A 26,666-nucleotide genomic window follows, 5' to 3' on the forward strand; every position below is an offset into this window, starting at 1 on the left:
GTGTGCCGCATGTCTTCCGACCTCCTGCGCCTGTCCACCCTGTTCGTCCGGACGCTGCGCGAGGACCCGGCCGACGCCGAGGTCGCGAGCCACCGGCTCCTCGTGCGGGCCGGGTACATCCGCCGCGCGGCACCCGGCATCTACACGTGGCTCCCGCTCGGCCTGCGCGTGCTGCGCAAGGTCGAGGCCGTGGTCCGCGAGGAGATGGCCGCCGCAGGTGCGCAGGAGGTGCACTTCCCGGCGCTCCTGCCCAAGGAGCCGTACGAGGCGACGGGCCGCTGGACGGAGTACGGCCCCAACATCTTCCGGCTCAAGGACCGCAAGGATGGCGACTACCTGCTCGCGCCGACCCACGAGGAGATGTTCACCCTCCTCGTGAAGGACCTGTACTCGTCGTACAAGGACCTGCCGCTGTCGATCTACCAGATCCAGACGAAGTACCGCGACGAGGCGCGCCCGCGTGCCGGGCTCATCCGCGGTCGCGAGTTCGTCATGAAGGACGCCTACTCGTTCGACACGACCGACGAGGGGCTCGCCCGCTCGTACGAGGCGCAGCGCGACGCCTACCGGCGCATCTTCGACCGGCTCGGGCTCGAGTACGTGATCGTCGCCGCGACGTCAGGCGCCATGGGGGGGTCGCGCTCGGAGGAGTTCCTCACCCCGACGGCGATCGGTGAGGACACGTTCGTCCGCTCAGCGGGTGGGTACGCGGCCAACGTCGAGGCGGTCGTCACGCCGGTCCCCGAGGCGCTCGACTACGCCGAGGTCCCGGCCGCGCACGTCGAGGACACCCCCGACACCCCGACGATCGCGACCCTCGTCGACCTCGCGAACGCGCGGTTCGCGCGGCCCGACCGGTCGTGGACCGCGGCCGACACGCTGAAGAACGTCGTGCTCGCGCTCACGCACCCGGACGGGCACCGGGAGGTCGTCGTCGTCGGTCTGCCGGGCGACCGCGAGGTCGACCTCAAGCGCGTCGGCGCCGCGTTCGAGCCCGCCGAGGTCGAGCCCGCGACCGAGGCCGACATCGCCGCGCACCCCGAGCTCGTCAAGGGGTACATCGGCCCGCAGGTGCTCGGGCCGAACGCGCGCCGGGAGGCGCCCGCCGACCCGGCCGCGGAGGACGCGCCCGAGCCCGAGCGGCACTCGGTGCGCTACCTGCTGGACCCGCGCGTCGTCGCCGGGACGCGCTGGATCACGGGCGCGAACGAGCAGGGCAAGCACGTGTTCGACCTCGTCGCCGAGCGCGACTTCTCGGCCGACGGGACGATCGAGGCCGCCGAGGTCCGCGCGGGCGACCCCGCACCCGACGGCTCCGGCCCGCTCGAGCTCGCACGCGGCATCGAGATCGGCCACATCTTCGCGCTCGGCCGCAAGTACGCCCAGGCGCTCGGCCTCACCGTGCTCGACGAGAACGGCAAGCAGGTCGTCGTGACGATGGGCTCCTACGGTATCGGCGTCACGCGCGTGCTCGCGGCGCTCGCGGAGGCCAACCACGACGACGCCGGTCTCGCGTGGCCCGCGCACGTCGCGCCCGCGCACGTGCACGTCGTCGCGACGGGCAAGGACGCCGCGGTGTTCGAGGAGGCCGAGCGTCTCGCGACCGAGCTGGCCGCCCGCGGCATCGAGGTGATCTACGACGACCGCCCCAAGGTGTCGCCCGGCGTGAAGTTCAAGGACGCCGAGCTGCTCGGCGTGCCGCTGCTGCTCGTGGTCGGGCGCGGGCTGGCCGACGGCGTGGTCGAGGTGCGCCCGCGCGTGGGCGAGGCGGTCCAGGTCCCCGTGGCCGACGCCGTCGAGCACGTCGCAGGACGGGTCGCCGACCTGCTGGGCTGAGCCGGTGGGTCCGCCCTGCCGGACCGGTCGATCAGCCCGCCTGCTCGGGAAGGCCGGGGAACGCGACGGGCGGCTCGCCCCACGCGACGGCGCTCGCCCACGAGTCCGTGAGATGGGCGATCGCCGCGGCGCGCGACGACGCGGCGGCAGTCGCGACGAGGCTCGCGTACGACTGGGCCAGCCCGGACTCGAGGCGACGCGCGAGCGTCGGCGTGTCGGCGTCGTCCGGCAGGACGTACGCTGCGCGGCGCGGATCCTGGCCCGTGCCGTCCGTCCCGGCGGCGAGGGCCCAGGCCTGGGCGCGATCACGGTGCTGCGCGGCGCGCGCGACCGCCGCCGTGCGGACGTCGCCCTCGGACTGCGCCGCCCGGACCTCGTGCGCGTAGCCCGCGGCGTCCTCGGCCTCGACGAGCGTCGCGAGGTCGGTCGCTCCGACACCGGACGGCGCCTCCTCGACCGGCGAGGCCGTCGTCGTGAGACCTGCGGCCGCGCTCGAGCCCGTCGCTACGGCGAGCCGCTGTGCCGAGAGGTTCTCGGAGGCGGCGACGGACGCGAGGAGTCGGGCCAGGGCAGCGTCGGGGGAGACGTCGGCCGACGCGCTCGTGCGCTGGGACGCCGCGACGAGAGCGGCGACCACGTCGTCGGTCGTCGCGGGTGCCGACGGGTCGGCGAGCGGGTCGTCCGTACCGGTCGCCGTCGTCGGGTCGCCGTCAGCGGGCTCGCCCACCCCGTCCGAGGTGTCCTCGGTGATGGCGCCCTCCCCAGGGGGTTGCGTGGTGACCGTGACGTCGGGGGCCGGGGCGGCCGGATCGGGGAGCCCGGAGTCGTAGGTGCCGCCGAGCTCCTCGGCGTGCCGGGCCGCGAACGTGCCGGCCTCGCCGAGCACGGCGAGCGTGGCCGGGTCGGTGACCGTCGGGGTGACCTCCGTCACGAGGCCGGCGACCTGGAGCGCGTCGTCCACGGCACGCGATCGCAGGACCTCCACCGCGTCGGGCGAGGGTTCCGTGGGAGGCGGCGACTCGAGACGGACCCCGCACCCGGCGGCGACGGCGCACGCGGCGAGCACGAGGGCGACCCCGCGGACCCGGCCCGAGCGGGCCGAGGCGGGGGTCGCGGAGGCGGCCGCGGTCGCGTGGGGAGTCATCGGGGGCGATGATGTCACGTCCGGGGCGCCCGAGTCGTTAGGCTGGTCCTCGGTCGAACGTCCCGACGGCCAGATCGTCGGGTCCACCAGCACAACAACACACCGGTCGTCTCCGTACCCGGCGTGGGATACGGACAGGAGCTGAGTCATGGCAGGGCAGACAGGCGGTCAGTCCGGCGGCACGGGGGCGCTCCAGGAGAGCGTCCGGCAGGGCCTCGAGCCCGTCGTCCGGGACGCCGGCTTGTACCTCGAGGACGTCACGGTGTCGCGCGCGGGGGCGCGCTCGGTCGTGCGGGTCGTGCTCGACCTCCCGGAGGACGTCGAGGGCAGCCTCGACCTCGACACGGTGGCTGACGCGTCGCGGTCGGTGTCGACGGCGCTGGACGCCGTGGACGCCCTGCACGGCGCCTACACCCTCGAGGTCTCGACGCCGGGGACGGACCGTCCGCTCACCGAGCCACGCCACTTCAAGCGCGCCCGCGGCCGTGTCGTGCGCCTCGTGCTCGCCGACGGCGGGACCGTCGAGGGGCGTCTGCGCGCCGTCGACGACGCGCTTCACCTGGACGTCCAGGGGACCCGTGGCGCGACGCAGGAGCGCAGCGTCCCGCTCGCCGAGGTGATGCGCGGTCAGGTGCAGGTCGAGCTCAAGCGGGCGCTCGAGGCCGACCTGCCCGAGCTCGACGAATCAGGTTCGACCGACGACCGGACCGGCGGCACGACCGCCCACGACGAGGAGGACTGATGGACGTCGACATGAGCGCGCTGCGGCTGCTGGAGCGTGAGAAGGACATCAGCCTCGACGTCCTCGTCGCCGCGATCGAGCAGGCGCTGCTCTCCGCCTACCACCGCACCCCGGACGCGTACACCAAGGCGCGCGTCGAGCTTGACCGCAAGACGGGGCACGTCACCGTCTGGGCGCGCGAGGAGCTGCCGACGCCGGAGACGGACGACGAGGACGCCCCGCGCGGCCCGGTCGAGCACGGCCCGGAGTTCGACCACACGCCCGCGGACTTCGGGCGCATCGCGACCTCGACCGCGCGCCAGGTCATCGTCCAGCGCCTGCGTGACGCGGAGGACGACCAGATCCTCGGCACGTTCCGCGGCAAGGAGGGCGAGGTGCTCGCCGGAGTGATCCAGCAGGGCCGCGACCCGCGTGTCGTGCTCGTCGACGTCGGCGGTACGGAGGCCGTGCTCCCGCCCCACGAGCAGGTGCCCACCGAGGAGTATCTGCACGGCGAGCGGCTGCGCGCCTACGTCCTCGAGGTCGCCCGGGGGATGAAGGGCGCACAGATCACGTTGAGCCGCACGCACCCCAACCTCGTGCGCAAGCTCTTCGAGCTCGAGGTTCCCGAGGTCGCGGACGGCTCCGTGGAGATCACCGCGATCGCCCGCGAGGCCGGGCACCGCTCGAAGGTCGCGGTCCGCTCGACCGTCCCGGGGCTCGGCGCGAAGGGTGCGTGCATCGGCCCGATGGGCTCGCGCGTGCGGGCCGTGATGGCCGAGCTGCACGGGGAGAAGATCGACATCGTCGACCACAGCGACGACCCCGCGCGTCTCGTGGCCAACGCGCTCTCTCCGGCCCGGGTGTCGTCCGTCACGATCGTGGACCCCGACGCGCGCGCCGCGCGGGTCGTGGTCCCCGACTTCCAGCTGTCGCTCGCCATCGGCAAGGAGGGCCAGAACGCCCGCCTCGCCGCCAAGCTCACGGGCTGGCGCATCGACATCCGCTCGGACGAGGGCGGCGACGCCGTCTCGCGACCCGAGGACGACGGCGCGTCGGCAGGTCGGCGTCCTGCCGAGAGCTGAGGCGGGGAGGTGGGACGGTCACGGACGACGGGGCGGCACGGTAGACTGTCCCCGACTGGGCCGCGAGCCCGCGTCTCGACCATGCCCCCGGACATGACGACCCGCCCCGAATCCTCGGACGTGGGTCCGGTCCGCACGTGCGTCGGGTGCCGGGAGCGCGACCTCAGGTCCGTCCTCCTCCGTCTGGTCGTCGACCGGTCCGGCACGAGCACCGACGAGCCGCGGCTCGTGCTCGACGTCGGGCGGTCGCTTCCGGGCCGCGGCGCATGGCTCCACGCGGCGCCACGGTGCCTCGAGGCGGCGGAACGCCGGCGGGCATTGCCGCGGGCCCTGCACGTCGCAGGTCCGCTCGACCTCGCCGGGGTCCGCGCCGCGATCGAGGCCAGGCGGGACGAGAACGCATGAGCCACGCACCACGACACCGTGCTCGCACGGGTCGCACCGCACGACACGTCGACAAGGAAGCGGGTTAGAAGCCGATGGGCACCCGATGAGTACCCAGCGATGAGCACCCAGCACTAACGACGGTCCTCCCTGTCCGGGGCGGGCCGAGACAGGAGAGTTGTGGCAAAGGTCCGCGTCTACGAGCTCGCGAAGGAGCTCGGGGTGGAAAGCAAGACCATCATGACCAAGCTGACGGAGCTCGGTGAGTTCGTCCGCTCGGCATCCTCGACCATCGAGCCACCGGTGGTCCGTAAGCTGCGCGACGCCTTCCCCGCCGGGGGCGGCGGCGCGAGCAAGCCTGCCGCGGCGCCGAGCGCCGCGCGGCCGGCAGCACCGAAGCCGGCACCCAAGCCGGAGACCGCGGCCGCCCCGGCGGCCGAGGCGGCACCGGCCACCCCGGAGCCGGCCGCTCCCGCGGCCGAGCCGAAGGCACCCGCACCCGCACCGAAGGCTGCGGCGCCCGCACCGAAGGCACCGGCACCGAAGGCCCCGGCACCGAAGGCGCCCGCGCCCGCGCCGGCACCCACGCAGAAGCCGACCGCCTCGCCCAAGCCGAGCGGTGGCACCAACGCGCCCGCGCCCCGTCCCGGTGGCCAGGGCGCACGTCCCGGCGCGTCGCGTCCGGGCAACAACCCGTTCGCGCCGAGCCAGGGCATGCCGCGCCAGGGCGGTCCTCGTCCCGGCGCCCCGCGCCCCGGCAACAACCCGTTCGCGCCGAGCCAGGGCATGCCCAGGCCAGGATCGCGTCCCGAGCGCACCGACGGCGCCCCTGCGGCGGCGTCGGGCGAGCGCCCGGGCGGTCCTCGCCCCGGGGGTCCGCGCCCGGCACCGCGTCCGGGTGGGCCTCGCCCCAACCCGGGCATGATGCCCGGCCGTACCTCGGTCGGTCGTCCCGGTGAGCGTCCCGCCCCGGGCGGTCGCCCTGGTGGCGGCGGCGGTCGCGGTGGTGGCGGCGGCGGGTTCGCCGGTCGTCCCGGTGGCGGCGGCGGTGCGCCCGGTGGCGGCGGCGGGTTCGCCGGTCGTCCCGGTGGCGGCGGCCGTGGCGGCGCCGGTCGTGGTTCGACGCAGGGTGCCTTCGGGCGCGCCGGCGGTCGTCCCGTCCGGGGGCGCAAGTCGAAGCGCGCGAAGCGTCAGGAGTTCGAGCAGATGCAGGCGCCGTCGCTCGGCGGCGTGCAGGTTCCCCGCGGGAACGGCTCGACCGTCGTGCGGCTGCGTCACGGCTCGTCCCTGAACGACTTCGCCGACAAGATCGACGCGAACCCCGCGAGCCTCGTCACGGTGCTCTTCCACCTCGGTGAGATGGCGACCGCGACGCAGTCCCTCGACGAGGACACGTTCGGCACGCTCGCGACCGAGCTCGGCTACATCATCGAGATGGTCTCGGCCGAGGAGGAGGACCGCGAGCTGCTCGGGTCCTTCGACATCGACCTGGACGCCGAGCTCGAGGGCGAGGGCGACGACGAGCTCCGGGCCCGTCCGCCGGTCGTCACCGTCATGGGTCACGTCGACCACGGAAAGACCAAGCTCCTCGACGCGATCCGCCAGACGGACGTCGTCGCGGGCGAGGCCGGTGGCATCACCCAGCACATCGGCGCCTACCAGGTGCGTCACGAGCACGAGGGCAACGACCGCGCCATCACGTTCATCGACACCCCGGGTCACGAGGCGTTCACCGCCATGCGTGCCCGTGGTGCCCAGGTGACGGACATCGCGATCCTCGTCGTGGCCGCCGACGACGGCGTCATGCCGCAGACCATCGAGGCGCTCAACCACGCCCAGGCGGCCAACGTGCCGATCGTGGTCGCGGTGAACAAGGTGGACAAGGAGGGGGCCAACCCCGACAAGATCCGCCAGCAGCTCACGGAGTACAACCTCGTGGCCGAGGAGTACGGCGGCGACACCATGTTCGTGGACGTGTCCGCGAAGCAGAACATGGGCATCGACGACCTGCTCGAGGCCGTCCTCCTCACGGCGGACGCCTCCCTCGACCTGCGGGCCAACCCCGACAAGGACGCCCGCGGCGTCGCCATCGAGGCCAACCTGGACAAGGGTCGCGGCGCCGTCGCGACCGTCCTGGTCCAGTCCGGCACGCTGCACGTCGGTGACGCGATCGTCGCCGGCACGGCCCACGGCCGCGTCCGGGCGATGTTCGACGAGCACGGCGCCGCCGTGACCGAGGCAGGCCCGGCACGCCCGGTCCTCGTCCTGGGTCTCGCGTCGGTGCCGAGCGCCGGCGACACGTTCCTCGTGGCACCGGACGAGCGCACCGCCCGTCAGATCGCCGAGAAGCGCGAGGCCGCCGAGCGTGCCGCACTCCTGGCCAAGCGCCGCAAGCGCATCAGCCTCGAGGACTTCACGCAGGCGCTCCAGCAGGGCAAGGTCGAGACCCTCAACCTGGTCCTCAAGGGCGACGTGTCGGGTGCCGTCGAGGCGCTCGAGGACGCGCTGCTCAAGATCGACGTGGGCGACGAGGTCGAGCTGCGCGTCATCCACCGCGGTGTGGGTGCGATCACGCAGAACGACGTCAACCTCGCGACGGTCGACAACGCGATCATCATCGGCTTCAACGTGAAGTACGGCGAGCGCGTCGAGGACCTGGCCGAGCGCGAGGGCGTCGACGTCCGCTTCTACTCGATCATCTACCAGGCGATCGAGGACGTGGAGGCCGCGCTCAAGGGCATGCTCAAGCCCGAGTTCGAGGAGGCCCAGCTGGGCTCCGCGGAGATCCGCGAGATCTTCCGGTCCTCGAAGTTCGGCAACATCGCCGGAACGATCGTCCGCTCGGGCGAGATCCGTCGCAACGCCAAGGCGCGCGTCCTGCGCGGTGGCAAGGTCGTGGGGGACAACCTCACGGTCGAGTCGCTCAAGCGCTTCAAGGACGACGCCACCGAGGTCCGCGAGGGCTTCGAGTGCGGTATCGGCCTCGGGTCGTTCAACGACCTCGAGATCGGCGACACGATCGAGACGTTCGAGATGCGGGAGAAGCCGCGTTCCTGACGTGACGTGACCGGGGGCGGGCCTGTCGGCTCGCCCCCGGTCGTCGTCCCTGGGGTCACCACGGGCGCACCGCCGCGAGGGCGGCGGCGGGTCTACCATCCGGACGCTCGTTCCTCGCGGCTCCCGCCAGACCCACCACGACCCGCCGCCGCCCTCGCGGCGGCACGCCCTTGCCATCTCGCCTGCGGCCCGCCTGGCGTCGCCCTCTCAGGGCGTCCCGCTCGGCGGAGGTCGCGTCCGGCGTACCGTCGTCGGGGAGCGAAGCCGGTACGCCCGGCACGAAAGGAAGAAGCCATGGTCGATCACCCTCGGGCGAGGAAGCTCGCCGACCGGATCAAGGTCATCGTCGCGCAGATGCTCGACACGCGGATCAAGGACCCTCGTCTCGGGTTCGTCACGGTGACGGACGTGCGCGTGACCGGTGACCTGCAGAACGCGTCCGTGTTCTACACGGTGTACGGGACGGACGAGGAGCGGGCCGGGACCGCCGCGGCGCTCGAGAGCGCCAAGGGCGTCATCCGGTCCGAGGTGGGCAAGCAGACGGGGATCCGGCTCACGCCCACGCTCGAGTTCCACCTGGACTCCGTCCCCGAGACCGCCGCGCACCTGGACGCGGCGCTCCTCGAGGCGCAGCGCCGCGATGCCGAGCTCGCTGCTCTGCGCGAGGGCAAGACGTACGCGGGCGACGCCGACCCCTACCGCACGGCGGACGACGACGCGGCTGCCGAGGGCGACGACGGCCCGACGGGGGACGCGCGGGCCTGAGTTCCCACCGCCTCGACGGCCGGCTGTCGGACGCACCACGCGTCCGACGCCGGCCGTCGTCGTGCCCGGTGGGAGGGTTCAGCGGCCGGATCCGCGCGGGAGGAACAGCGCGGAGAGCGTCGCGAGACCGAGCACACCGGCCCCGACCACGAGGGCCGGCACGAGCCCCGTCGCGAAGTCGTCGGGGGTCAGCGCGCCACCCGCGGCGAGGAAGACCGCGGTGAGGACGGCGACGCCGAGCGCCACGCCGATCTCGCGCACGGTCGCGTTGACGCTGCTCGCCGTCGCGTGGTCGGCGTCCGGGACGCCGTGCAGGACGGCGGTGGCCACGGGCGCGAACGTCAGTCCCATGCCGACCCCCGCGAGGACGAACGCCGGGACGAGCGCGGGGTAGCCCGCGGGGTCGGCGTCCACGAGGAACGCCATCCACGCCAGGGCAGCGGTCTGCAGGGCCAGTCCGCCGACGACCAGGGGCCGGACCCCGGTGCGGGACGCGAGCATGCCCGCGATCGGAGCCACGACCATGGGGGCCGCGGTCCACGGGAGCGTCCGGACCCCGGCCTCGAGCGGCGAGTAGCCCTGCCCGACCTGGAGGAACTGCGTCAGCAGGAACACCGCGCCGAACATGCCGACGGCGAACGCGAGGCTCGCGGCGTTGGCGGCGCTGAAGCTGCGCGAGCGGAAGAGCCGTAGCGGCACGAGCGGGTGGCGTGCGCGCGACTCGTGCCGCACGAACGCCGCGAGGAGCAGCGCGGACCCGGTCAGCATCGCGACCGTGCCCACGGAACCCCACCCGCGCCGCTCGGCGTCGACGACGCCCCACACGCCGAGCAGGACCCCGCCGCCCGCGAGCACCAGACCCGGGACGTCGAAGGGCTGGCGTCGGCCGAACGACTCGCGCAGCGCGCGCAGCACGAGCGGGACGGCGACGAGCGCGACGGGGACGTTGAGCCAGAAGATGGCCTGCCAGCTCATTCCCTCGACCACCGCACCGCCCACGAGCGGGCCGAGCGCGATCCCGAGCCCGGAGACGCCGCCCCACACGCCGATCGCGAGCGCCCGGCGGGAAGCGGGCACGGCGGCGACGAGAAGCGTGAGCGAGAGGGGGAAGATCGCCGCGGCCCCGGCGCCCTGCACGGCGCGCGCCGCGACGAGCGCCTCCGCCGTGCCGGCGAGCGCAGCCGCGACCGAGGCGAGCGTGAAGACGGCGATCCCGCCGACGAACACGCGCCGTCGGCCGAAGCGGTCGCCGAGCGCCGCCGCGGGGAGCATGAGGGTCGCGAACGCGAGGGTGTAGGCGTTGACGAACCACTGGAGCTGCTCGACGCTCGGACGCAGCTCGGCGGAGATCACGGGCAGGGCCCCGGTCACGACGAGGTTGTCGAGCGTCGCCATGAACATGGGCAGGGACGCCGCGACGAGGGCGAGCGCCACGGGGACCCGCCGTGCCCGGTCGACGCCCGGCGCGCCCGGACTCGGGCGGCCGGTGGGCGCCGCGGCACCGGCAAGGGGATCGACGTCCGTCGAGGTGGTCATGGCGCGCTCCAGGGAGGTAGGTATGGATTGATTACTACCTACGTGACGCTAGTTATCGGCTGATAACCTGTCAAGCGTGAACTCAGAGCTTCCCGCCCGACGCCTGACCCGTGACGAGCGCCGCGAGCAGATCCTCGACGCGGCCACCGCCGTCTTCGCGGAGGGCGGGTACGCGGGGACCAGCACGGACCAGGTCGCCCGGGCCGCAGGCGTCTCCCAGCCCTACGTCGTACGCCTCTTCGGGACGAAGGAGGAGCTGTTCCGCGAGGCGTTCGACCGCATCGCCGGCGAGATCGTCTCCCGGTTCGAGGCCGTCGAGCCCGGCCCCGACGCGAAGGCGAGGATGGCGGAGGCGTACACGCGCCTCATCGCGGACCCGGACCAGCTGCGCGTCATGATGCACGGCTTCGTGCTCGGCTCCGACCCGGTCCTCGGCGCCCGGGCGCGCGAGGTGCTCGGGCGGGCGTTCGACGTCTACCGGACGCGTACGGGTGCGACCGACGAGGAGGCGCGGGACTTCGTCGCCCAGGGCATGCTCCTCAACACGCTCTTCGCCGTCCAGGCGCCGGCCCACGTCGACGAGAACCCGGCCATCGCCTCGCTCGTGGAGTGCACCGTGCGCTCGGCGGACGCGCTCGCGGCGCCGACCGGCGAGGGCGAGGCACGATGAGCGGCACGGCACAGCCGCGCCGGGACGCCCCGCCGCGGCGCCCGACGGCGCCCGACGGCCTCGTCGTCGTCGACAAGCCCGGCGGGTGGACGAGCCACGACGTCGTCGGCCGCGGGCGACGCCTCGCCGGGACGCGCAAGGTGGGCCACGCGGGGACGCTGGACCCGATGGCCACGGGGGTGCTCGTGCTCGGCGTCGGGCGCGCGACCAAGCTCCTGACGTACGTCGTCGGGGCGGACAAGGACTACGACGCGACGATCCGGCTGGGGGTCGCGACCACGACCGACGACGCCGAGGGCGAGGTCGTCGCGCGGGCGGACGCGTCCGCCGTCGGCCCGGACGCGCTGCGCACCGGGGTCGCGCGGCTGACGGGCGAGATCCTCCAGGTGCCGAGCAGCGTGAGCGCGATCAAGGTCGACGGGAAGCGTGCGTACGCGCTCGCGCGCGCGGGGGAGGACGTCACGCTCGCGGCGCGCCCCGTCGTCGTCTCGCGCTTCGAGGTCCTCGACGCGCGCGCGGTCGCCCCCGGGGAGCACGGCCTGCCCGACGACGCCCCGCCGGCCTTCGACCTCGACGTCGCGGTGACCGTGTCGTCCGGGACCTACGTGCGCGCGCTCGCGCGCGACCTCGGTGCGTCCCTCGGCGTGGGCGGGCACCTCACCGCGCTGCGCCGCACGCGCGTCGGTGGCTACGGGCTCGACGTCGCGTCGACGCTCGACGAGCTCGAGGCGCAGGCCGACCGGGACGGCGTCCTCGCGACCCTGCCGCTCGCCCAGGCGGCCCGCGCGACGTTCCCGGTGCGCGAGCTCACGGCCGCCGAGGCCACCGCGCTCTCGTACGGCCAGTGGGTCGACGCGAGCGGCGCGCCGGGCACGACGGCGGCGATCGCCCCGACGGGCGAGCTCGTCGCCCTCGTCGAGGACACGCGCCGCGGGGGCAAGGACCTCGCGCGCCCGGTGCTCGTCCTCGCCCCGGCCTGACCGCCCGCCCGCCCGTCTCGCCCGTGGCTCCACCCCCGGTTCGGCGTCGCGGGCGCGTCGTGGCAGGCTTGTCCAGCGCGTCGCCCCCGCCGGCGGCGCACACCACCCCTTTCACGGAGGAGTTCTCGCGTGCACCTGTGGACGGACCTGAGCCAGGTCCCGCCGGGGTTCGGCCCGTCGGTCGTGACGATCGGCAACTTCGACGGCGTGCACCGCGGTCATGCGCAGGTGCTCGGCCGGATCGTCGAGCTCGCGCGCGCTCGTGACGCGCAGGCGGTCGCGGTGACGTTCCACCCGCACCCCGCCCACGTGCACCGGCCCGAGAGCGCCCCCGAGCTGCTCACCGGTATCGCCGACCGCGTCGAGCTCCTCGCCGGCACCGGACTCGACGCCGTCCTGCTGGTCGAGTACACGCTCGACTTCGCGCGGCAGACGCCCGAGGAGTTCGTCCGGGCCTACCTCGTCGACGGCCTGCACGCGGGCACCGTCGTGGTAGGGCACGACGTGCGCTTCGGGCGCGACAACGCGGGGACCCTCGCGACGATGGTCGGGCTCGGCGACCGGTACGGCTTCGAGGTGGTGGCGATCGACGACGTCGGCCAGCACCAGGGAGTGCCCGTCACCGAGGAGACCGGCGGCGGCGACCACCAGGCCCGCTGGTCGTCCACGGGGGTGCGCGCCCTGCTCGGGAGCGGCGACGTGCGGGAGGCGGCGCGCATCCTCGGGCGCGCCCACCGCGTGCGCGGCACGGTCGTGCACGGCGACGCGCGGGGGCGCGACCTCGGGTTCCCCACGGCGAACCTCGGTGGCATCACCGGGATGGTCCCCGCGGACGGCGTGTACGCGGGGTGGCTGGTGCGCCCCGGCCTGCGGGACGCCGATCCCGGTCACCCGGACGTGCGCCTGCCCGCCGCGATCTCCATCGGCACCAACCCGACGTTCGACGGGGTGGAGCGCCGCGTGGAGGCGTACGTCCTGGACCGTGCGGACCTCGACCTCTACGACGAGGAGGTCGTCCTCGAGCTCGTCGAGCGGCTGCGCCCGACGCTGCGCTTCGACGGGATCGAGCCCCTCGTCGCCCAGATGCACGACGACGTCGCCCGCGCCCGCGGGATCCTCGCCGATCCGGGCGCGGCGCGTGCCGTCGCGGCGAAGGCCTGAGCCGTGGCCGACGTGCCGGTCCTCGAGGCGCGCGCGCTGCGCGTCGGCTACGCGGACGTGCCCGTGTGCGCGCCCGTCGACCTCACTGTGCTCCCGGGCGAGCTCGTCGTCGTCATCGGCGCCAACGGCAGCGGCAAGTCCACGCTCCTGCGGACCCTGCTCGGTCTCCAGCCACCGCTCGGGGGCTCGGTGCGCGCCTTCGGCCGCGAGGTCGACGAGCGCGAGCGGGACTTCCGGGCGCGCGTGGCCGGAGTCCTCGACGACGACGCGTACTTCCCGGGCCTGACGGTGCGCGAGCACCTCGTCCTCGTCGCGCGCGGGCACGGCGTGGTCGGGGCGGGGACGGTCGCGGACGAGCTCCTCGAGCGGTTCGGGATCACCGCCCAGGCGGCCTCGCTGCCGTCGGCACTGTCCTCGGGCCAGCGGCGCCGGTTCCTGCTCGCGTCGGGGTTCGTCCGGCCGCGCGAGCTGCTCGTCCTCGACGAGCCCGAGCAGCGGCTCGACCCCGGGATGCGCGAGCGGCTCGCCGGGCTGCTCGTCGACGACGCCGCGAGCGGCGTCGCGGTGGTGCTCGCGACGCACGACCCCGACCTCGTCGCGCGGACCGGGGCGCGCGGGCTCCTCGTGGCGGACGACGCGTGCGTCGCCCTGGAGCCGGCCGCCGCGCGCGACGCCCTCGCGGCGGTGCGCTGAGTGCGGCTGCGCACGGACCCCGACGAGCAGCTCACCGGCCGGGAGCTGCGCCGGCTGACCGCACGCGTCGCGGCGTCGCGCGCGGATGCCGGTCCGGGCGAGGTCGTGGTGGACGTCGCGTACGCCGTGGTGTCCGTCGCCCTGGCCGTGGGCTGGGTCGTCGGGCTCGCCTCGATGCTGCGCGAGACGCTCGCCGCACCCGCCTCGACCGCGGCCGACGTCGTCCTCGGGCCGGGTGCCGTCCAGGCGCTCGGCGCGACGGCGTTCCTCGCGTTCCTCGTGGGCACCGCGGTACGTCTGGGACCGGTGGGCGCCGGGAGCGCGGGGGTCCGGTGGTGGGTCCCGACGCCCGCCGACCGCCGGGGTCTCGTCACGCCGTCGTTCGTGCGCGCGGTGCTGCTCGGTGGCGTCGTGGGCGCGGTCGGGGTAGGAGCGGTGTCGTTCGCCTCCGGGGTCGACGCGGGCGATGCGGCGGGTGCGGGGCTCTCCGGTGGCGCGGTCGGCCTGCTGCTCGTCGCGCTCGCCGGCCTCGTCCAGTCGCGCGGCCGGACCGCGGTGCTGCTCGCGCGGGCGAGCGACGTCGTCGTGGCTGGGGTCCCCGTGGTGGGCGTCGCGCTCGTGGTCGCGGGTCGCGCCGGGGCGTCCGCGCTCGGCGTCCCGCCGACGGTCGCGCTCGTCGTCCTGGCCGCCGCGGCGGTGCTCGTCGCGTGGTGGTGGCGTCGGCTCGAGACGCTGGGGGCACAGGTCCTGCGGTCGCAGAGCGCGGTGGCCGACCAGGTGGGCGGCGCGGTGTTCTCGTTCGACACCCGGGAGCTGGGTCGTGCGCTGCGGTCCGCGTCCGCCGCGCGGCTCCGGGTCCGGCGTCCCACCGGGTTCGCGGGGGTCCGCGGTCCGGCGGCCGCGATCGTCGCGGCGGACGTCACGCTCCTGCGGCGCAGCACGTCCGCCCTCGCGCAGCTCGTCGGGCTCGCGGCCCTGACCGTCGTCGCGCAGCAGGTGCCCGTGCTGGGAGCCGGGTTCGGCCTCCTCGTCGTCCTCGTCGCCGCCGGGTTCGGCGCGGCGGTCCTGGGTGCGGAGGGTGCCCGGACGGCGGAGATGGCCCCGGTCGTGGACGCTCTGCTGCCGCTCGGCGCACGCTGGACCCGGCTCGCCCGGACCGCGGTGCCCGCCGCCACGGCGGCCGTGTGCCTCGCGGTGGGACTCGCACCGCTGGTCGCGGCGACGGGCGACCTGCGATGGCTCGCCCTCGCGGTGCTCACCGGCATCGTCCAGGGCGCCGCGGCCGTGCGCTCGGCCTACCGCGAGCCGCCGAACTGGGCGGGCCCGCTGCTCGCCACGCCCGTCGGAGGGTTGCCCACCGGTGCCGCGGCGGTGTTCCGGAAGGGACCCGATCTCGCCGTCCTCGGCGCCGTCCCGCTGGGCGTCGCGCTCCTTCTCGGCACCGCGGGTTGGGTCGCCGTCGGTGCCCAGGCGCTCGCGGCCGCCGTCGCGCTCGCCGTCGCGACGCACGTGCGCGGACCGCGCTGACGCGACCGGCGCGGGTCACCGGGCCGGCGACGACGCCCGGAGCCGTCCGTCGACCAGGTGGGCTCGTGCGTCCACCGGGTCGAGCGTCGCCTCGTCGTGCGTGACGAGCAGCGCCGACGCGTCGAGGTCGCGCGCGAGGCGCGCGACGAGCGCGACGACCTGCACGCCGCGGTCGTGGTCGAGCGCCGACGTCGGCTCGTCGACGAGCAGGACCTGCGGGTCGTTCATGAGCGCCCGCGCGATCGCGACGCGCTGCCGCTGACCGCCGGACAGGTGCTCGGGTCGGCGGTGGGCGCGGTCCGCGACGCCCACGGCGTCGAGCAGCGCGAGCGCGTGCTCGCGCCGCGACGAGGGGGAGCCGCCACGGACGTGGGTCATGAGCCCGAGCTGCTCGAGGACCGTGAGCGACGGGACGAGATGCGGCTGCTGGAACACGATGCCGATGCGGTCGCGCCGCAGCTGCGCCGCCTGCTCCGCGGCGCGCCGAGCCGCGCGCCGGACACCGCGTCCGGCGGGCCCGTCCCCGGACGGGAGCGGGGCGTTGACGACCTCGGCGCCGATGCGGACGACGCCGGAGGTCGGCCGGGTGAGCGTCGCGGCGACCGCGAGCACGCTCGACTTGCCCGCGCCCGACGGGCCGAGGAGCGCGCGCGACGGTCAAGACCCACCTCGTGCACGTCTACGACAAGCTCGGTGCGTCGTCCCGCACCGCGGCCGTGGCAGAAGCCCGACGACGAGGGCTCCTGCGCGCGTAGGCGCCCCAGAGACGTCGCGGTGTCACGGGCGCGCCGCCGCACGCTCCCTCATCGTGTGAGGCGCGTCGTGTCCGTGCGGCGTGCCGTCGCGGCCCTGCCGGCCGAGGTGATCGGTCCCGGTCGGGTCGCACTCGCCGCCCTTCGCACGCCTCGTCGTGCCGACGGCGGCCGCGGCCCGCTCGTCGGGTCGCTTCCCGCACCTCGTACAGAGAGGCAGAGCCATGGAGGCTCAGCAGAACCTGGCGGCGACCGTCGCCGAGGACGTGGTCGACGACGTCACGCCCGACTCGATCGACCAGGCGTCCACCCCGATCGGCCGGACGGTGCGCAGCGTCGGCCACGGGTCGACCGTCGCTGCCGTCGACGACGCGCCCGGCGCGACGACCGACCCCGCCACGTCGAACGCGCCGCTCCTGCCCGCCGCTCAGGCCGCGGTCTACCGCGACCTGCGCGAGCACCGCTACGACTCGACGACCGCCTTCGACTACCTCTTCCCCGAGCTCGCCGCGACGTTCCCGAACGCGCACCTGGCGTTCGGCAACGGCACGACGGCCGCCGTCGTCGAGCACCTCAAGGCCCTCGGCACCGCGATGGTGAGCTCACCCGCGGCGCCGCCCGGCGGCGGTCCGGCGGTGCGCAACTCGCACGTCCCCGCCGTATACACGTACTGGGGCCAGTTCATCGACCACGACATCACGCTGAACACCAACGGTCCGGACGAGGACGAGGACGCGGACGGCAACCAGGCGCTCGGAGACATCGACCGGGTGCCGTTCCGGGTCTTCGACCCGAAGGTCGTCGTCAGAAGCCTGCGGAACGCGAGGCACCCCGCTCTCGACCTCGACTCGCTCTACGGCAGCGGCCCGAAGTTCGTGGGGGATCCCGACCGCGGGACGACCCGGAGCGAGGCGGCGTTCGTCGAGGGCTCCGCGAAGCTGCGGCTCGGGCGGATCCCTCTCGAGCCGTTCGCCGTCCCCGGCGGGGGGCCCACGTTCCTGCTCTGCCCGCCGGAGCCCGACCGGCAGCGCGACCTCCCGCGCGACGCCGACCGAGGTCCGCTGATCCCGGACGGGCGCAACGACGAGAACCTCGTCGTCGCACAGTTCCACGTCGCGATGATCCGGTTCCACAACGCCGTCGTGGACTGGGTGGCGGAGCTCGAGCCGTGGGTACGCGCTGCGGGTGAGCGCGGGCTGTACGAGCGGGCGAACCAGCTCGTGCGGTGGCACTACCAGTGGCTCGTCGTCAACGACTACCTGCGCACCCTCACCAAGCCGGGCGTGCTCGACGCGATCCTGCTCGGCGACGCCCCGTTCTTCCGGCCTCGGCACCCGATCGCGATGCCGCTCGAGTTCGCGGTCGCCGCATTCCGTTTCGGGCACTCGATGGTGCGCGACACGTACGACTTCAACGTCAACTTCACACCGGGCGGGCCGGCGGGTCTCGCGACGCTCGAGCAGCTCTTCCGGTTCACGGGCGGTGGCGGCCTGACCCAGGGTGGTCCGCCGAACCCCGTGCTCCCGTCGAACTGGCCGATCGACTGGTCGAAGTTCGTGGACAAGGGCGACGCCAACCCGTTCCACTCCGCGGAGAAGATCGACACGTTCCTCGCCCCCTCGCTCGGGTCGATGATCAAGGAGGGGAAGATCGAGCTGGAGCCCGGCCGGTCGCCGACGACCGAACAGACGATCGCGAGCGAGCTGCAGAAGCAGCTCGCGCAGCGCAACCTGCTGCGCGGGTACATGCTCGGGCTGCCCACCGGCGAGGCGGTGGCCCGTGCGTTCGGTCTCGAGCCCCTGTCGCCGGAGCGGCTCGTGGAGAACGCGCCGCAGCCGGTCGTCGACGCCATGGACAAGGTGCGCTCCGTGGGCGGTGGGACCCCGCTGTGGTACTACGTGCTGAAGGAGGCGGAGCTCCAGGGCGACGGCAGCTTCCTGGGGGACGTCGGCAGCCGCGTCCTCGCGGAGACCTTCGTCCACCTGCTGCGCCAGGACGACCGGTCGTACCTCCGCGCGACCCACCACTGGACGCCTGCACAGGGCGTGCACTTCGAGGACGGGTCGCTCGTCCTCACGCTCCCCGACGTGCTGCGGTTCGCGGGCGTCCTGCCGGACGACGCGGGGGAGTTCCGCGGCGGAGGCACGGCAGGCCACGACGGGCAGCCCTGAGCCCGGAGGGAGCAGGGCCGCGCGCTGGTAGGATGGGTGCGCCGTCTGACCGGCCGCGGATCCAGAGAGCCCGGGAGCTACGTCCCGGCGCACCGCGCAACGACCCTACGAAGGAGAGCCGTGCCCCTCGACACTGCCACCAAGCAGCGCATCATGACCGAGTACGCGACGAGCGAGGGCGACACCGGTTCGCCCGAGGTCCAGATCGCGATGCTGACGCAGCGCATCAAGGACCTCACCGAGCACCTCAAGGAGCACAAGCACGACCACCACAGCCGTCGTGGTCTGCTCCTCCTCGTCGGCCAGCGTCGCCGTCTCCTCGGCTACCTGCAGAAGGTCGACATCAACCGCTACCGCAGCCTCATCGAGCGCCTCGGTCTGCGTCGTTGACACACCCGCGCCAGCCCGGTCCCTGCAGGGACCGGGCTGGTCTGGTGTGATGTAGCAGTCACACCCACAACCGCATACCACTCACCACCGCGCCGCCGGCCTCTCGTTCGGTCCTCGGTAGTGGCTCACGGACCCCCTCGGTCGCCGTCCCTCGGACGGCCCGGTGCGGGAACCGCCGTGGACCTCGATCGAAGACCGCCGAGCGTCGAGTGCGACCGGAGCCCTCGCGCCACGTGCGCCGAGGGCACGGACCGGAACCCTCGACAGGGCTACCCGGGCGGCGCTTCGAGAAAGGGAGGGCACCCGTGGAGGGTCCCGAGATCCAGTTCGCCGAGGCCACGATCGACAACGGTCGCTTCGGCACCCGCACCGTCCGGTTCGAGACCGGGCGCCTCGCCCGTCAGGCCGCCGGCTCCGTCGCCGCGTACCTCGACGACGAGACCATGCTCCTGTCGACCACCACGGCCGGCAAGCACCCCAAGGAGCAGTTCGACTTCTTCCCCCTCACGGTGGACGTCGAGGAGCGCATGTACGCCGCGGGCCGCATCCCCGGCTCGTTCTTCCGCCGCGAGGGCCGTCCCTCGACGGACGCGATCCTCGCGTGCCGCCTCATCGACCGCCCGCTGCGCCCGCTGTTCGTCAAGGGCCTGCGCAACGAGGTCCAGGTCGTCGTGACCGTCCTCGCGCTGCACCCGGACGACGCGTACGACACGCTCGCGATCAACGCGGCGTCGCTGTCCACGCAGATCTCGGGCCTGCCGTTCTCCGGCCCGATCGGCGCCGTGCGCATCGCGCTCGTCGACGGCCAGTGGGTCGCGTTCCCCAAGTACTCCGACAAGGAGCGCGCCGTCTTCGACATGGTCGTGTCCGGACGAGTGGTCACTGGTGACGACGGAACGGCCGACGTGGCGATCGCCATGATCGAGGCCGAGGCCACCGACGGTGCGTGGGGCCTCGTCAAGGACGAGGGCGTCGCCGCGCCGACCGAGGAGGTCGTCGCCGAGGGCATCGAGGCGGCCAAGCCGTTCATCAAGGCCCTGTGCGACGCGCAGTCGGCGCTCGCCGCCCAGGCCGCGAAGCCGGTCAGGGAGTTCCCGGTCTTCCTGGACTACCAGGACGACGCGTTCGCCGCGGTCGAGGCCGAGGTCTCGGCCGACCTGCGCGACGCGCTCGCGATCGCGGACAAGCAGGACCGCGAGAACCGTCTCGACGAGATCAAGAACGAGATGGTCGGCAAGCTCCAGGCCGGCTTCGACGGCCGCGAGAAGGAGCTCTCCGCCGCGTACCGCTCGCTCCAGAAGAAGCTCGTGCGCCAGCGCGTGCTCACCGACGGCGTGCGCATCGACGGCCGTGGGCTCGCGGACATCCGCACGCTCTCGGCCGAGGTCGAGGTCCTGCCGCGCGTGCACGGCTCCGCGCTGTTCGAGCGTGGCGAGACGCAGATCCTCGGCGTCACGACGCTGAACATGCTCCGCATGGAGCAGCAGATCGACTCGCTCGGTCCGGAGACGCGCAAGCGCTACATGCACAACTACAACTTCCCGCCCTACTCGACCGGCGAGACCGGCCGCGTGGGCAGCCCGAAGCGCCGCGAGATCGGCCACGGCGCGCTCGCCGAGCGTGCGCTCGTGCCGGTGCTCCCGAGCCGCGAGGACTTCCCGTACGCGATCCGTCAGGTGTCCGAGGCGCTCGGCTCCAACGGGTCGACCTCCATGGGCTCCGTGTGCGCCTCGACGCTCTCGCTCCTCAACGCGGGCGTGCCGCTGCGCGCGCCCGTCGCGGGCATCGCGATGGGCCTCATCTCCGACACGGTGGACGGTGAGACCCGCTACGCGGCGCTCACCGACATCCTCGGGGCCGAGGACGCGTTCGGCGACATGGACTTCAAGGTCGCCGGCACCCGTGAGTTCGTCACGGCCATCCAGCTCGACACCAAGCTCGACGGCATCCCCGCCTCGGTGCTCGCCGGCGCGCTGACCCAGGCGCGCGACGCGCGCCTGACGATCCTCGACGTCCTCGCCGAGGCCATCGACGTGCCGGACGAGATGTCCCCGAACGCCCCGCGCGTCATCTCCGTGAAGGTGCCGGTCGACAAGATCGGCGAGGTCATCGGCCCGAAGGGCAAGATGATCAACCAGATCCAGGAGGAGACGGGCGCGGACATCTCCATCGAGGACGACGGCACCGTGTACATCGGCGCCACCGACGGCCCGTCGGCCGAGGCCGCCCGCGCGGCGATCAACGCGATCGCCAACCCGCACGTCCCGGAGATCGGCGAGCGCTTCGTCGGCACGGTCGTCAAGACGACGTCGTTCGGCGCCTTCATCTCGCTCTCCCCGGGCAAGGACGGTCTGCTGCACATCAGCCAGATCCGCAAGCTCGTGGGCGGCAAGCGCGTCGAGAACGTCGAGGACGTGCTGTCCATCGGCCAGAAGGTCCAGGTCGAGATCGGCGAGATCGACCCGCGCGGCAAGCTCTCGCTGCACGCCGTGGTCGAGGAGGACGCCGCAGCGGACGCCGAGGCACCCGCGACCGAGGGTGCGGACGCCTGACGTGCCCTGGGACCTCCCGCTCGTCCCGGCCGGCAGTGCCGGGGCCGAGCTGACCGCCGGGCAGGACGGCGCGACGATCCGTCGCTCCGTCCTGCCCGGCGGGGTCCGCGTGCTCACCGAGTCCATGCCGGGCCTGCGCTCGGCGACGATGGGTGCGTGGGTCGGCGTCGGCTCGCGCGACGAGACCGACGGCCACTTCGGCTCGACGCACTTCCTCGAGCACCTGCTGTTCAAGGGCACCGCGCGCCGCTCCGCGATGGACATCGCCGAGGCGTTCGACGCCGTCGGCGGCGAGGCCAACGCCGCGACCGGCAAGGAGCACACGTGCTACTACGCGCGCGTGCTCGACGCCGACCTGCCCATGGCGGTCGACGTCATCACCGACATGGTGACGTCCGCACGTCTGGATCCCGACGAGCTCGAGACCGAGCGCGGCGTGATCCTCGAAGAGCTCGCGATGAACGACGACGACCCGTCGGACGTCGTCCACGAGGAGTTCGCGACCGCCGTCCTCGGCGGGCACGCGCTCGGCCGCCCCATCGGCGGCACCCCCGACACGATCAACGCCGTCCCGCGCGAGGCCGTCTGGGAGCACTACCGCTGGCACTACCGTCCCGAGACGCTCGTCGTCGCGGCGGCGGGCGGCGTCGACCACGACACGCTGGTCGCCCAGGTGGGCCGGGCGCTGCACGACGGCGGCTGGTCGCTCGACGCGGCCGGCGTGCCCCGCGCGCGTCGCGACGCGGACGACCCGGCCCTCGCCGGCGTCGGGACGACGGGCGTCGAGCTCACGGTGCACCGCGCCGTCGAGCAGGCCAACGTCGTCATCGGCGGTACGGGACTGTCCGCGACGGACGACCGGCGCTTCACGCTGTCGGTGCTCAGCGCCGTCCTCGGCGGCGGTATGAGCTCGCGACTGTTCCAGGAGATCCGCGAGAAGCGCGGCCTCGCGTACTCGACGTACTCCTTCGCGTCGGGCCACGGCGGCATCGGGACGTTCGGTCTCTACGCCGGGTGCGCCCCGGCGAAGGTCGACGAGGTCACCGCACTCCTGCACGAGGAGCTGGACCGGCTCGCCGGCGACGGCATCACCGGTGCCGAGCTCGACCGCAGCATCGGTCAGCTCTCGGGCGGCATGGTCCTCGGGCTCGAGGACTCGGGTTCGCGCATGAGCCGGCTCGGCAAGGCCGAGCTCGTCTACGGCGAGCTCCTGAGCGTCGAGGAATCGCTCGACGCGATCCGTTCCGTGACGGCCGAGGACGTGCAGAAGCTGGCCGACGAGCTCGCCTCGCGAGCGCGGTCGGTCGTACGCGTGGGCCCCTTCGGCGCCTGACCGTCCTTCCTCGCCGACGGCCGTCCTCCGTCCGGAGGGCGGCCGTCGGCGTGCTCCGTGCGGTGGCCCGGCCGCGAGCGCGCACCCGCCCGTGGGCCACGACCTCGCCCCGGTGCCCGATAGGGTGACGGGCGTGAACGAGCAGAACACGACCGCGCCCAGCTCCTCCGAGACCGTCGACGGCCAGGGTGCCGGGCGACCGCTCCGGGTCGCCGTGCTCGGGGCCGCCGGACGCATGGGGGCGACGGTCTGCGTGGCCGTGGACGGCGCGGCGGACCTCGAGCTGGTCGCCCGCCTCGACGCCGGTGACGAGGTCTCGGCGCGCACGTTGGGCGGGGCGGACGTCGCGATCGACTTCACCGTGCCGTCGGCGACCGAGGCCAACGTCCACGCGCTGATCGACGCGGGGGTGCACGCCGTCGTGGGGACGACGGGCTGGACGGACGAGAGCCGGGGTCGCGTCACCGAGCACCTCGAGCGCGTCGTCGCGTCGGGAGGCCCGGCCGTCGGAGTCCTCATCGCCCCGAACTTCGGCCTCTCCGCCGTCCTCGCGATGACGTTCGCCGCGAAGGCCGCGCGCTACTTCGAGTCCGCCGAGGTCATCGAGCTGCACCACCCGGACAAGGTCGACGCGCCGTCGGGCACCGCCCGCCACACCGCGGCGGCGATCGCCGCCGCGCGCGCCGACGCCGGCCTCGCGGCGAGCCCGGACGCGACCGAGTCGGGCTGGGACGCGCGCGGCGCGGACGTCGACGGCGTGCGCGTGCACGCCGTGCGCCTGCGCGGCCTCGTCGCGCACGAGGAGATCCTCTTCGGCAACCCGGGGGAGCAGCTCGTCATCCGCCAGGACTCGTTCGACCGCGTCTCGTTCATGCCGGGCGTGCTGCTCGCGGTGCGCGAGGTCGTCGGACGACCGGGGCTGACCGTCGGGCTCGAGAACGTGCTGGACCTGGCGTGAGCGCCGCCGGCGGTCCCGACGAGGACGACCGTGCGACGGACGGCTCCGGCGGGTCGGCGCTACCCGCGCGCACCGGCCGTCCCTGGAAGGCGATCCTCGGGGCGATCCTCGTCACCGTGCTGCTCGGGCTCTACGTGTGGCAGGTGGCGGGGCGCTCGGCCGCGCTGATCCGCACGGGCGAGCCCGTCGCGGTCGCGATCGGCGCCGGGGTGCTCCTCCTGCCGCTGCTCGTCGTCGGGCTCGTCGGTCGGGAGTTCCTGCTCGCCGGGACCGTGCAGCGCATGGCCGACGACCTCGCGGCGCGCGACCGCCTGCCGGTCGACGACCTGCCCCGGTCGCCGGGCGGGCGCATCGACCGCGAGGCCGCGGACGCGGCGTTCGGCCCCTACCGCGACGCGGTCGACGCCGACCCGACGAGCTGGGAGGCGTGGTACCACCTCGCGTTCGCCTACGACGCGGCGCGCGACCGCCGTCGCGCCCGCGAGGCTCTGCGCAAGGCCGCCGGCCTCTACCGGTCGGGGCGCCCGACGCGCTGACGAGGCCGTGCGCGCGCCTCGCACGGACCGCCGTGGCGGCGTCGGCTCAGATCTCCGCGGCCCACCGGTGCTCGACGACGTCGCGCAGCCCGGTCGCGAGCGTGCGGGTCCGGCCGTCGGGTCCGAGGCCCGAGCCGGCGAGGAACGTCTCGCGCGCGTCGTCGCCGTCGAGGACCCACGTGACGACCTCGTCCGCCCCGTCGCGGCGCAACCGGTCGACCGCGGCGGAGAGCAGGCGCGAGCCGTGCCCGCCGCGCTGGTGCCGCGGCTCGACCTCGAGAGCGAGCACCTGCCCGGGGGCGACGGCGGCGAACCCGACCACGTCGGGGCCCGCGCACGCGACGAGCACCGCGAAGCCGGGGCCGGGCGGGGACGAGATCGCGGCGGCCCACTGCTCGCGCATGCGCACGGTGTCGAGCGAGTCGAGCACCTCGTCGCCGAGGACGTCGGTGTGCGAGGAGCGCCACGCCCCGACCTGGATCGCGGTCATCGCGACGTCGTCGCCGGGCACGGCAGGGCGGACGGAGACGTCGGCGGTCTCGCGGAAGAGGCTCACGGGCCCACCCTACGAGACCGCGGGAACGGCCCGGCGCACGGGCCGCGGCGCCCTCAGCCCCAGCCGAGCGCCCGCAGGCCGGCGGCGGTGACGGCGGCGAGGACGACCACGACGATGAACGGCGCGCGCAGCGCGAGGGCGACCGCGGCGACGGCGAGCGCGGGCAGCCGGGCGTCCACCACGACGGCCTGCCCGTCCCCGACGGTCTGCACGGTCACGAGCGCCGCGAGGAGCGCCGCGGTGACGAGCGCCGCGGTGCGTGCCACCCGCTCGTCGCCGAGCCAGTGCTCGGGCACGAGGTGACCGGCGAGCTTGAGCGCGAAGCACACCGCCGACGCGACGAGCACGACGACCCAGACGGTCGCGGGCGTCATCATGAGGACTCCTCCTCGGGCCTGCGCCCGTTCTCGGCATCGCGCGGACCGGTGCCGCCGGACCGGCGCCGGGCGTCGATCACCCCGACGAGGATCGCGACCGCGGCGGCGGCCAGGACCGGCACGCCGCCGGGCGTGACGGGGATGAGCGCGGCGGCGACGACGACGGCCGCGGCCGCGGTGAGCTGCATCGCGCGCGAGGCGAGGCGCGGCCAGAGGAGACCGAGGAACGCGGCCGCGGCGGCGGCGTCGAGCCCCCATGCCCGGGGGTCGCCCAGGGCGTCGCCGGCCAGCGCACCGACCAGGGTCATCGCGTTCCACAGGACGAAGATGCCCACCCCGGTCCACCAGAACCCGGCGCGGACCGCGCGGCGCGAGCGCTGCGCGGTCGCGACGGCCGTCGACTCGTCGATCGTGAACTGGGCGGCGACGACCTTGTGCCACGAGCGCAGGGCGAGGAGCGGCCCGAGCTGTGCCCCGTACAGCGCGTTGCGGACGCCGAGGAAACCGGCCGTCGTGATCGCCGCGGCCGGGGCGCCACCTGCGCCGACGACGCCGATGAGCGCGAACTGCGACCCGCCGGAGAACATGAGCAGGCTCAGCGCCATGGTCTGGGCGAGGTCGAGCCCCGCGACGACGGACAGCGCACCGAACGAGATCCCGTAGAGGCCCGTCGCGACGGACACGGACACGGCCTGGCGGACCGCCGCGCGGACCTCGTCCTCGACCGCCCGCTCGGCCGCGTGCTCGCCGGCGTCCGTCTCCTGGGACTCGAGCGCCCCGGAGGCGTCGGCGTCGGAGCGGGGGACGTCGTCGGGTCCGCTCATGCGTGCGGGTCCGCGGGCCCCTCGCCCGCGGCGGCGGCGTTGGCCGCGCGCTGGTGGGCGGTGAGCGACATGCGGTCGATGGCGGCGAGCGCGACGGCGGAGACGACGAACGCGAGGTGGATGACGACCTGCCACAGCATCACCTCACCCGTGATCCGGCCCGTCGACGACTCGATGAACGTCCGCAGCAGGTGGATCGACGAGATGCCGATGATCGACATCGCGAGCTTGGTCTTGAGCACGTTCGCGTTGACGTGGCTCAGCCACTCGGGCTGGTCGGGGTGGTGGTCGAGCCGGATGCGGGACACGAACGTCTCGTAGCCGCCCACGATGACCATGATGAGGAGGTTGGAGATCATCACGACGTCGACGAGCCCGAGGACCGCGAGCATGATCTCCTCGGCACCGAAGCTCGTGACCTCGTGGGTCGCGTGGTCCACGGCACGACCGGTGAAACCGCCCACGATGAGGTGCCACAGCTCCTTGAGGAACTGCCACACGTAGACGACCTGGGCGACGATGAGGCCGAAGTAGAGCGGCGCCTGGAGCCAGCGGGAGGCGAAGATCATGTACCCGACCGCGGTGAAGCGGGCGTGGGGGGAGGGGACGTTCGGGGTGATGACGGGCGCGGGCGTCGAGGGCACGGGCGTGGGCTCTC

General features: G+C 74.2%; 24 protein-coding genes and 1 pseudogene. 18 read left to right on the forward strand and 7 right to left on the reverse strand.

Annotated features, from left to right (window positions below; genetic code table 11):
* Positions 1 to 9 precede the first annotated feature (9 nt).
* On the forward strand, positions 10 to 1,836 hold the full coding sequence (locus AC4H2H_RS08250) for a proline--tRNA ligase (RefSeq protein WP_494370318.1): 1,827 nt from the start codon (positions 10 to 12) through the stop codon (positions 1,834 to 1,836).
* Between the two features lie 31 nt (positions 1,837 to 1,867).
* Here the strand turns inward: AC4H2H_RS08250 and AC4H2H_RS08255 are convergent, their stop codons facing one another.
* Positions 1,868 to 2,980, reverse strand: coding sequence for a DUF4439 domain-containing protein (locus AC4H2H_RS08255; RefSeq protein ID WP_494370319.1), 1,113 nt, complete (start codon positions 2,978 to 2,980; stop codon positions 1,868 to 1,870).
* Between the two features lie 148 nt (positions 2,981 to 3,128).
* On the opposite strand from AC4H2H_RS08255, the gene rimP reads away from it, so the two are divergent.
* From rimP to rbfA, 5 genes are all read left to right on the forward strand, one after another.
* Positions 3,129 to 3,722 (forward strand): ribosome maturation factor RimP, encoded by a 594-nt coding sequence (gene rimP, locus AC4H2H_RS08260; protein ID WP_494370320.1) that lies wholly within the window; start codon positions 3,129 to 3,131, stop codon positions 3,720 to 3,722.
* Positions 3,722 to 4,786, forward strand: coding sequence for a transcription termination factor NusA (gene nusA, locus AC4H2H_RS08265; RefSeq protein ID WP_494370321.1), 1,065 nt, complete (start codon positions 3,722 to 3,724; stop codon positions 4,784 to 4,786). Before rimP ends, nusA begins: the two co-directional genes overlap by 1 nt.
* A gap of 93 nt (positions 4,787 to 4,879) precedes the next feature.
* Complete coding sequence (locus tag AC4H2H_RS08270; protein WP_494370322.1) at positions 4,880 to 5,191, forward strand: YlxR family protein; 312 nt, start codon at positions 4,880 to 4,882, stop codon at positions 5,189 to 5,191.
* 159 nt (positions 5,192 to 5,350) lie between these two features.
* Positions 5,351 to 8,227: a translation initiation factor IF-2 gene (gene infB / locus AC4H2H_RS08275; protein WP_494370323.1), complete on the forward strand. Its 2,877-nt coding sequence runs from the start codon at positions 5,351 to 5,353 to the stop codon at positions 8,225 to 8,227.
* A gap of 294 nt (positions 8,228 to 8,521) precedes the next feature.
* On the forward strand, positions 8,522 to 8,992 hold the full coding sequence (gene rbfA / locus AC4H2H_RS08280) for a 30S ribosome-binding factor RbfA (protein ID WP_494370324.1): 471 nt from the start codon (positions 8,522 to 8,524) through the stop codon (positions 8,990 to 8,992).
* A gap of 78 nt (positions 8,993 to 9,070) precedes the next feature.
* Here the strand turns inward: rbfA and AC4H2H_RS08285 are convergent, their stop codons facing one another.
* The gene (locus tag AC4H2H_RS08285) at positions 9,071 to 10,528 is read right to left on the reverse strand and encodes an MFS transporter (RefSeq protein WP_494370325.1); all 1,458 of its coding nucleotides are present in this window, start codon (positions 10,526 to 10,528) and stop codon (positions 9,071 to 9,073) included.
* A gap of 76 nt (positions 10,529 to 10,604) precedes the next feature.
* Between AC4H2H_RS08285 and AC4H2H_RS08290 the strand changes: the two genes are divergently transcribed.
* From AC4H2H_RS08290 to AC4H2H_RS08310, 5 genes are all read left to right on the forward strand, one after another.
* Positions 10,605 to 11,198 (forward strand): TetR/AcrR family transcriptional regulator, encoded by a 594-nt coding sequence (locus AC4H2H_RS08290; RefSeq protein ID WP_494370326.1) that lies wholly within the window; start codon positions 10,605 to 10,607, stop codon positions 11,196 to 11,198.
* Positions 11,195 to 12,178 carry a tRNA pseudouridine(55) synthase TruB gene (gene truB / locus AC4H2H_RS08295; protein WP_494370327.1) on the forward strand — a complete coding sequence of 328 codons (984 nt, stop codon included), beginning with the start codon at positions 11,195 to 11,197 and terminating at the stop codon, positions 12,176 to 12,178. The genes AC4H2H_RS08290 and truB overlap by 4 nt, the downstream gene beginning before the upstream one ends.
* 129 nt (positions 12,179 to 12,307) lie before the next feature.
* Positions 12,308 to 13,339: a bifunctional riboflavin kinase/FAD synthetase gene (locus AC4H2H_RS08300; protein ID WP_494370328.1), complete on the forward strand. Its 1,032-nt coding sequence runs from the start codon at positions 12,308 to 12,310 to the stop codon at positions 13,337 to 13,339.
* A gap of 3 nt (positions 13,340 to 13,342) precedes the next feature.
* Positions 13,343 to 14,032, forward strand: a complete 690-nt coding sequence (locus AC4H2H_RS08305) for an ABC transporter ATP-binding protein (RefSeq protein ID WP_494370329.1) — start codon at positions 13,343 to 13,345, stop codon at positions 14,030 to 14,032.
* Positions 14,033 to 15,559 (forward strand): DUF6297 family protein, encoded by a 1,527-nt coding sequence (locus AC4H2H_RS08310; protein ID WP_494370330.1) that lies wholly within the window; start codon positions 14,033 to 14,035, stop codon positions 15,557 to 15,559. It begins immediately after the preceding gene.
* 15 nt (positions 15,560 to 15,574) lie between these two features.
* Here AC4H2H_RS08310 and AC4H2H_RS08315 read toward each other — a convergent pair whose 3' ends face one another.
* Positions 15,575 to 16,171, reverse strand: coding sequence for an ABC transporter ATP-binding protein (locus tag AC4H2H_RS08315; protein WP_494370331.1), 597 nt, complete (start codon positions 16,169 to 16,171; stop codon positions 15,575 to 15,577).
* A 38-nt stretch (positions 16,172 to 16,209) separates the two neighbouring features.
* Here AC4H2H_RS08315 and AC4H2H_RS08320 point away from each other — a divergent pair.
* From AC4H2H_RS08320 to AC4H2H_RS08350, 7 genes and pseudogenes are all read left to right on the forward strand, one after another.
* Positions 16,210 to 16,314: pseudogene (locus AC4H2H_RS08320) on the forward strand (DNA-binding response regulator); the annotation flags it as partial.
* Positions 16,315 to 16,535: 221 nt separating this feature from the next.
* Entirely contained in the window at positions 16,536 to 18,482 is a 1,947-nt protein-coding gene (locus tag AC4H2H_RS08325; protein WP_494370332.1) for a peroxidase family protein, read from the forward strand.
* Between the two features lie 120 nt (positions 18,483 to 18,602).
* Complete coding sequence (gene rpsO, locus AC4H2H_RS08330) at positions 18,603 to 18,872, forward strand: 30S ribosomal protein S15 (RefSeq protein WP_030150575.1); 270 nt, start codon at positions 18,603 to 18,605, stop codon at positions 18,870 to 18,872.
* A gap of 305 nt (positions 18,873 to 19,177) precedes the next feature.
* Complete coding sequence (locus AC4H2H_RS08335; RefSeq protein ID WP_494370333.1) at positions 19,178 to 21,424, forward strand: polyribonucleotide nucleotidyltransferase; 2,247 nt, start codon at positions 19,178 to 19,180, stop codon at positions 21,422 to 21,424.
* 1 nt (position 21,425) lies between these two features.
* Positions 21,426 to 22,757: a M16 family metallopeptidase gene (locus tag AC4H2H_RS08340; protein WP_494370334.1), complete on the forward strand. Its 1,332-nt coding sequence runs from the start codon at positions 21,426 to 21,428 to the stop codon at positions 22,755 to 22,757.
* Positions 22,758 to 22,971: 214 nt separating this feature from the next.
* On the forward strand, positions 22,972 to 23,715 hold the full coding sequence (gene dapB / locus AC4H2H_RS08345; RefSeq protein ID WP_494370361.1) for a 4-hydroxy-tetrahydrodipicolinate reductase: 744 nt from the start codon (positions 22,972 to 22,974) through the stop codon (positions 23,713 to 23,715).
* Positions 23,716 to 23,807: 92 nt separating this feature from the next.
* Positions 23,808 to 24,251, forward strand: a complete 444-nt coding sequence (locus AC4H2H_RS08350) for a hypothetical protein (RefSeq protein ID WP_494370362.1) — start codon at positions 23,808 to 23,810, stop codon at positions 24,249 to 24,251.
* Positions 24,252 to 24,297: 46 nt separating this feature from the next.
* On the opposite strand, the gene AC4H2H_RS08355 is transcribed toward AC4H2H_RS08350, so the two are convergent.
* The 4 genes from AC4H2H_RS08355 to AC4H2H_RS08370 are packed head-to-tail and all read right to left on the reverse strand — an operon-like array spanning position 24,298 to position 26,652.
* Positions 24,298 to 24,807, reverse strand: a complete 510-nt coding sequence (locus tag AC4H2H_RS08355) for a GNAT family N-acetyltransferase (RefSeq protein WP_494370335.1) — start codon at positions 24,805 to 24,807, stop codon at positions 24,298 to 24,300.
* Between the two features lie 53 nt (positions 24,808 to 24,860).
* Positions 24,861 to 25,181, reverse strand: coding sequence for an AzlD domain-containing protein (locus AC4H2H_RS08360; protein WP_494370363.1), 321 nt, complete (start codon positions 25,179 to 25,181; stop codon positions 24,861 to 24,863).
* A complete protein-coding gene (locus AC4H2H_RS08365; protein WP_494370336.1) occupies positions 25,181 to 26,008 on the reverse strand; it encodes an AzlC family ABC transporter permease in 828 nt (275 codons plus the stop codon). Before AC4H2H_RS08365 ends, AC4H2H_RS08360 begins: the two co-directional genes overlap by 1 nt.
* A complete protein-coding gene (locus AC4H2H_RS08370) occupies positions 26,005 to 26,652 on the reverse strand; it encodes a TIGR00645 family protein (RefSeq protein ID WP_494370337.1) in 648 nt (215 codons plus the stop codon). Before AC4H2H_RS08370 ends, AC4H2H_RS08365 begins: the two co-directional genes overlap by 4 nt.
* Positions 26,653 to 26,666 lie beyond the last annotated feature (14 nt).

It is taken from the genome of Cellulosimicrobium sp. BMG9.22 (assembly GCF_059159975.1).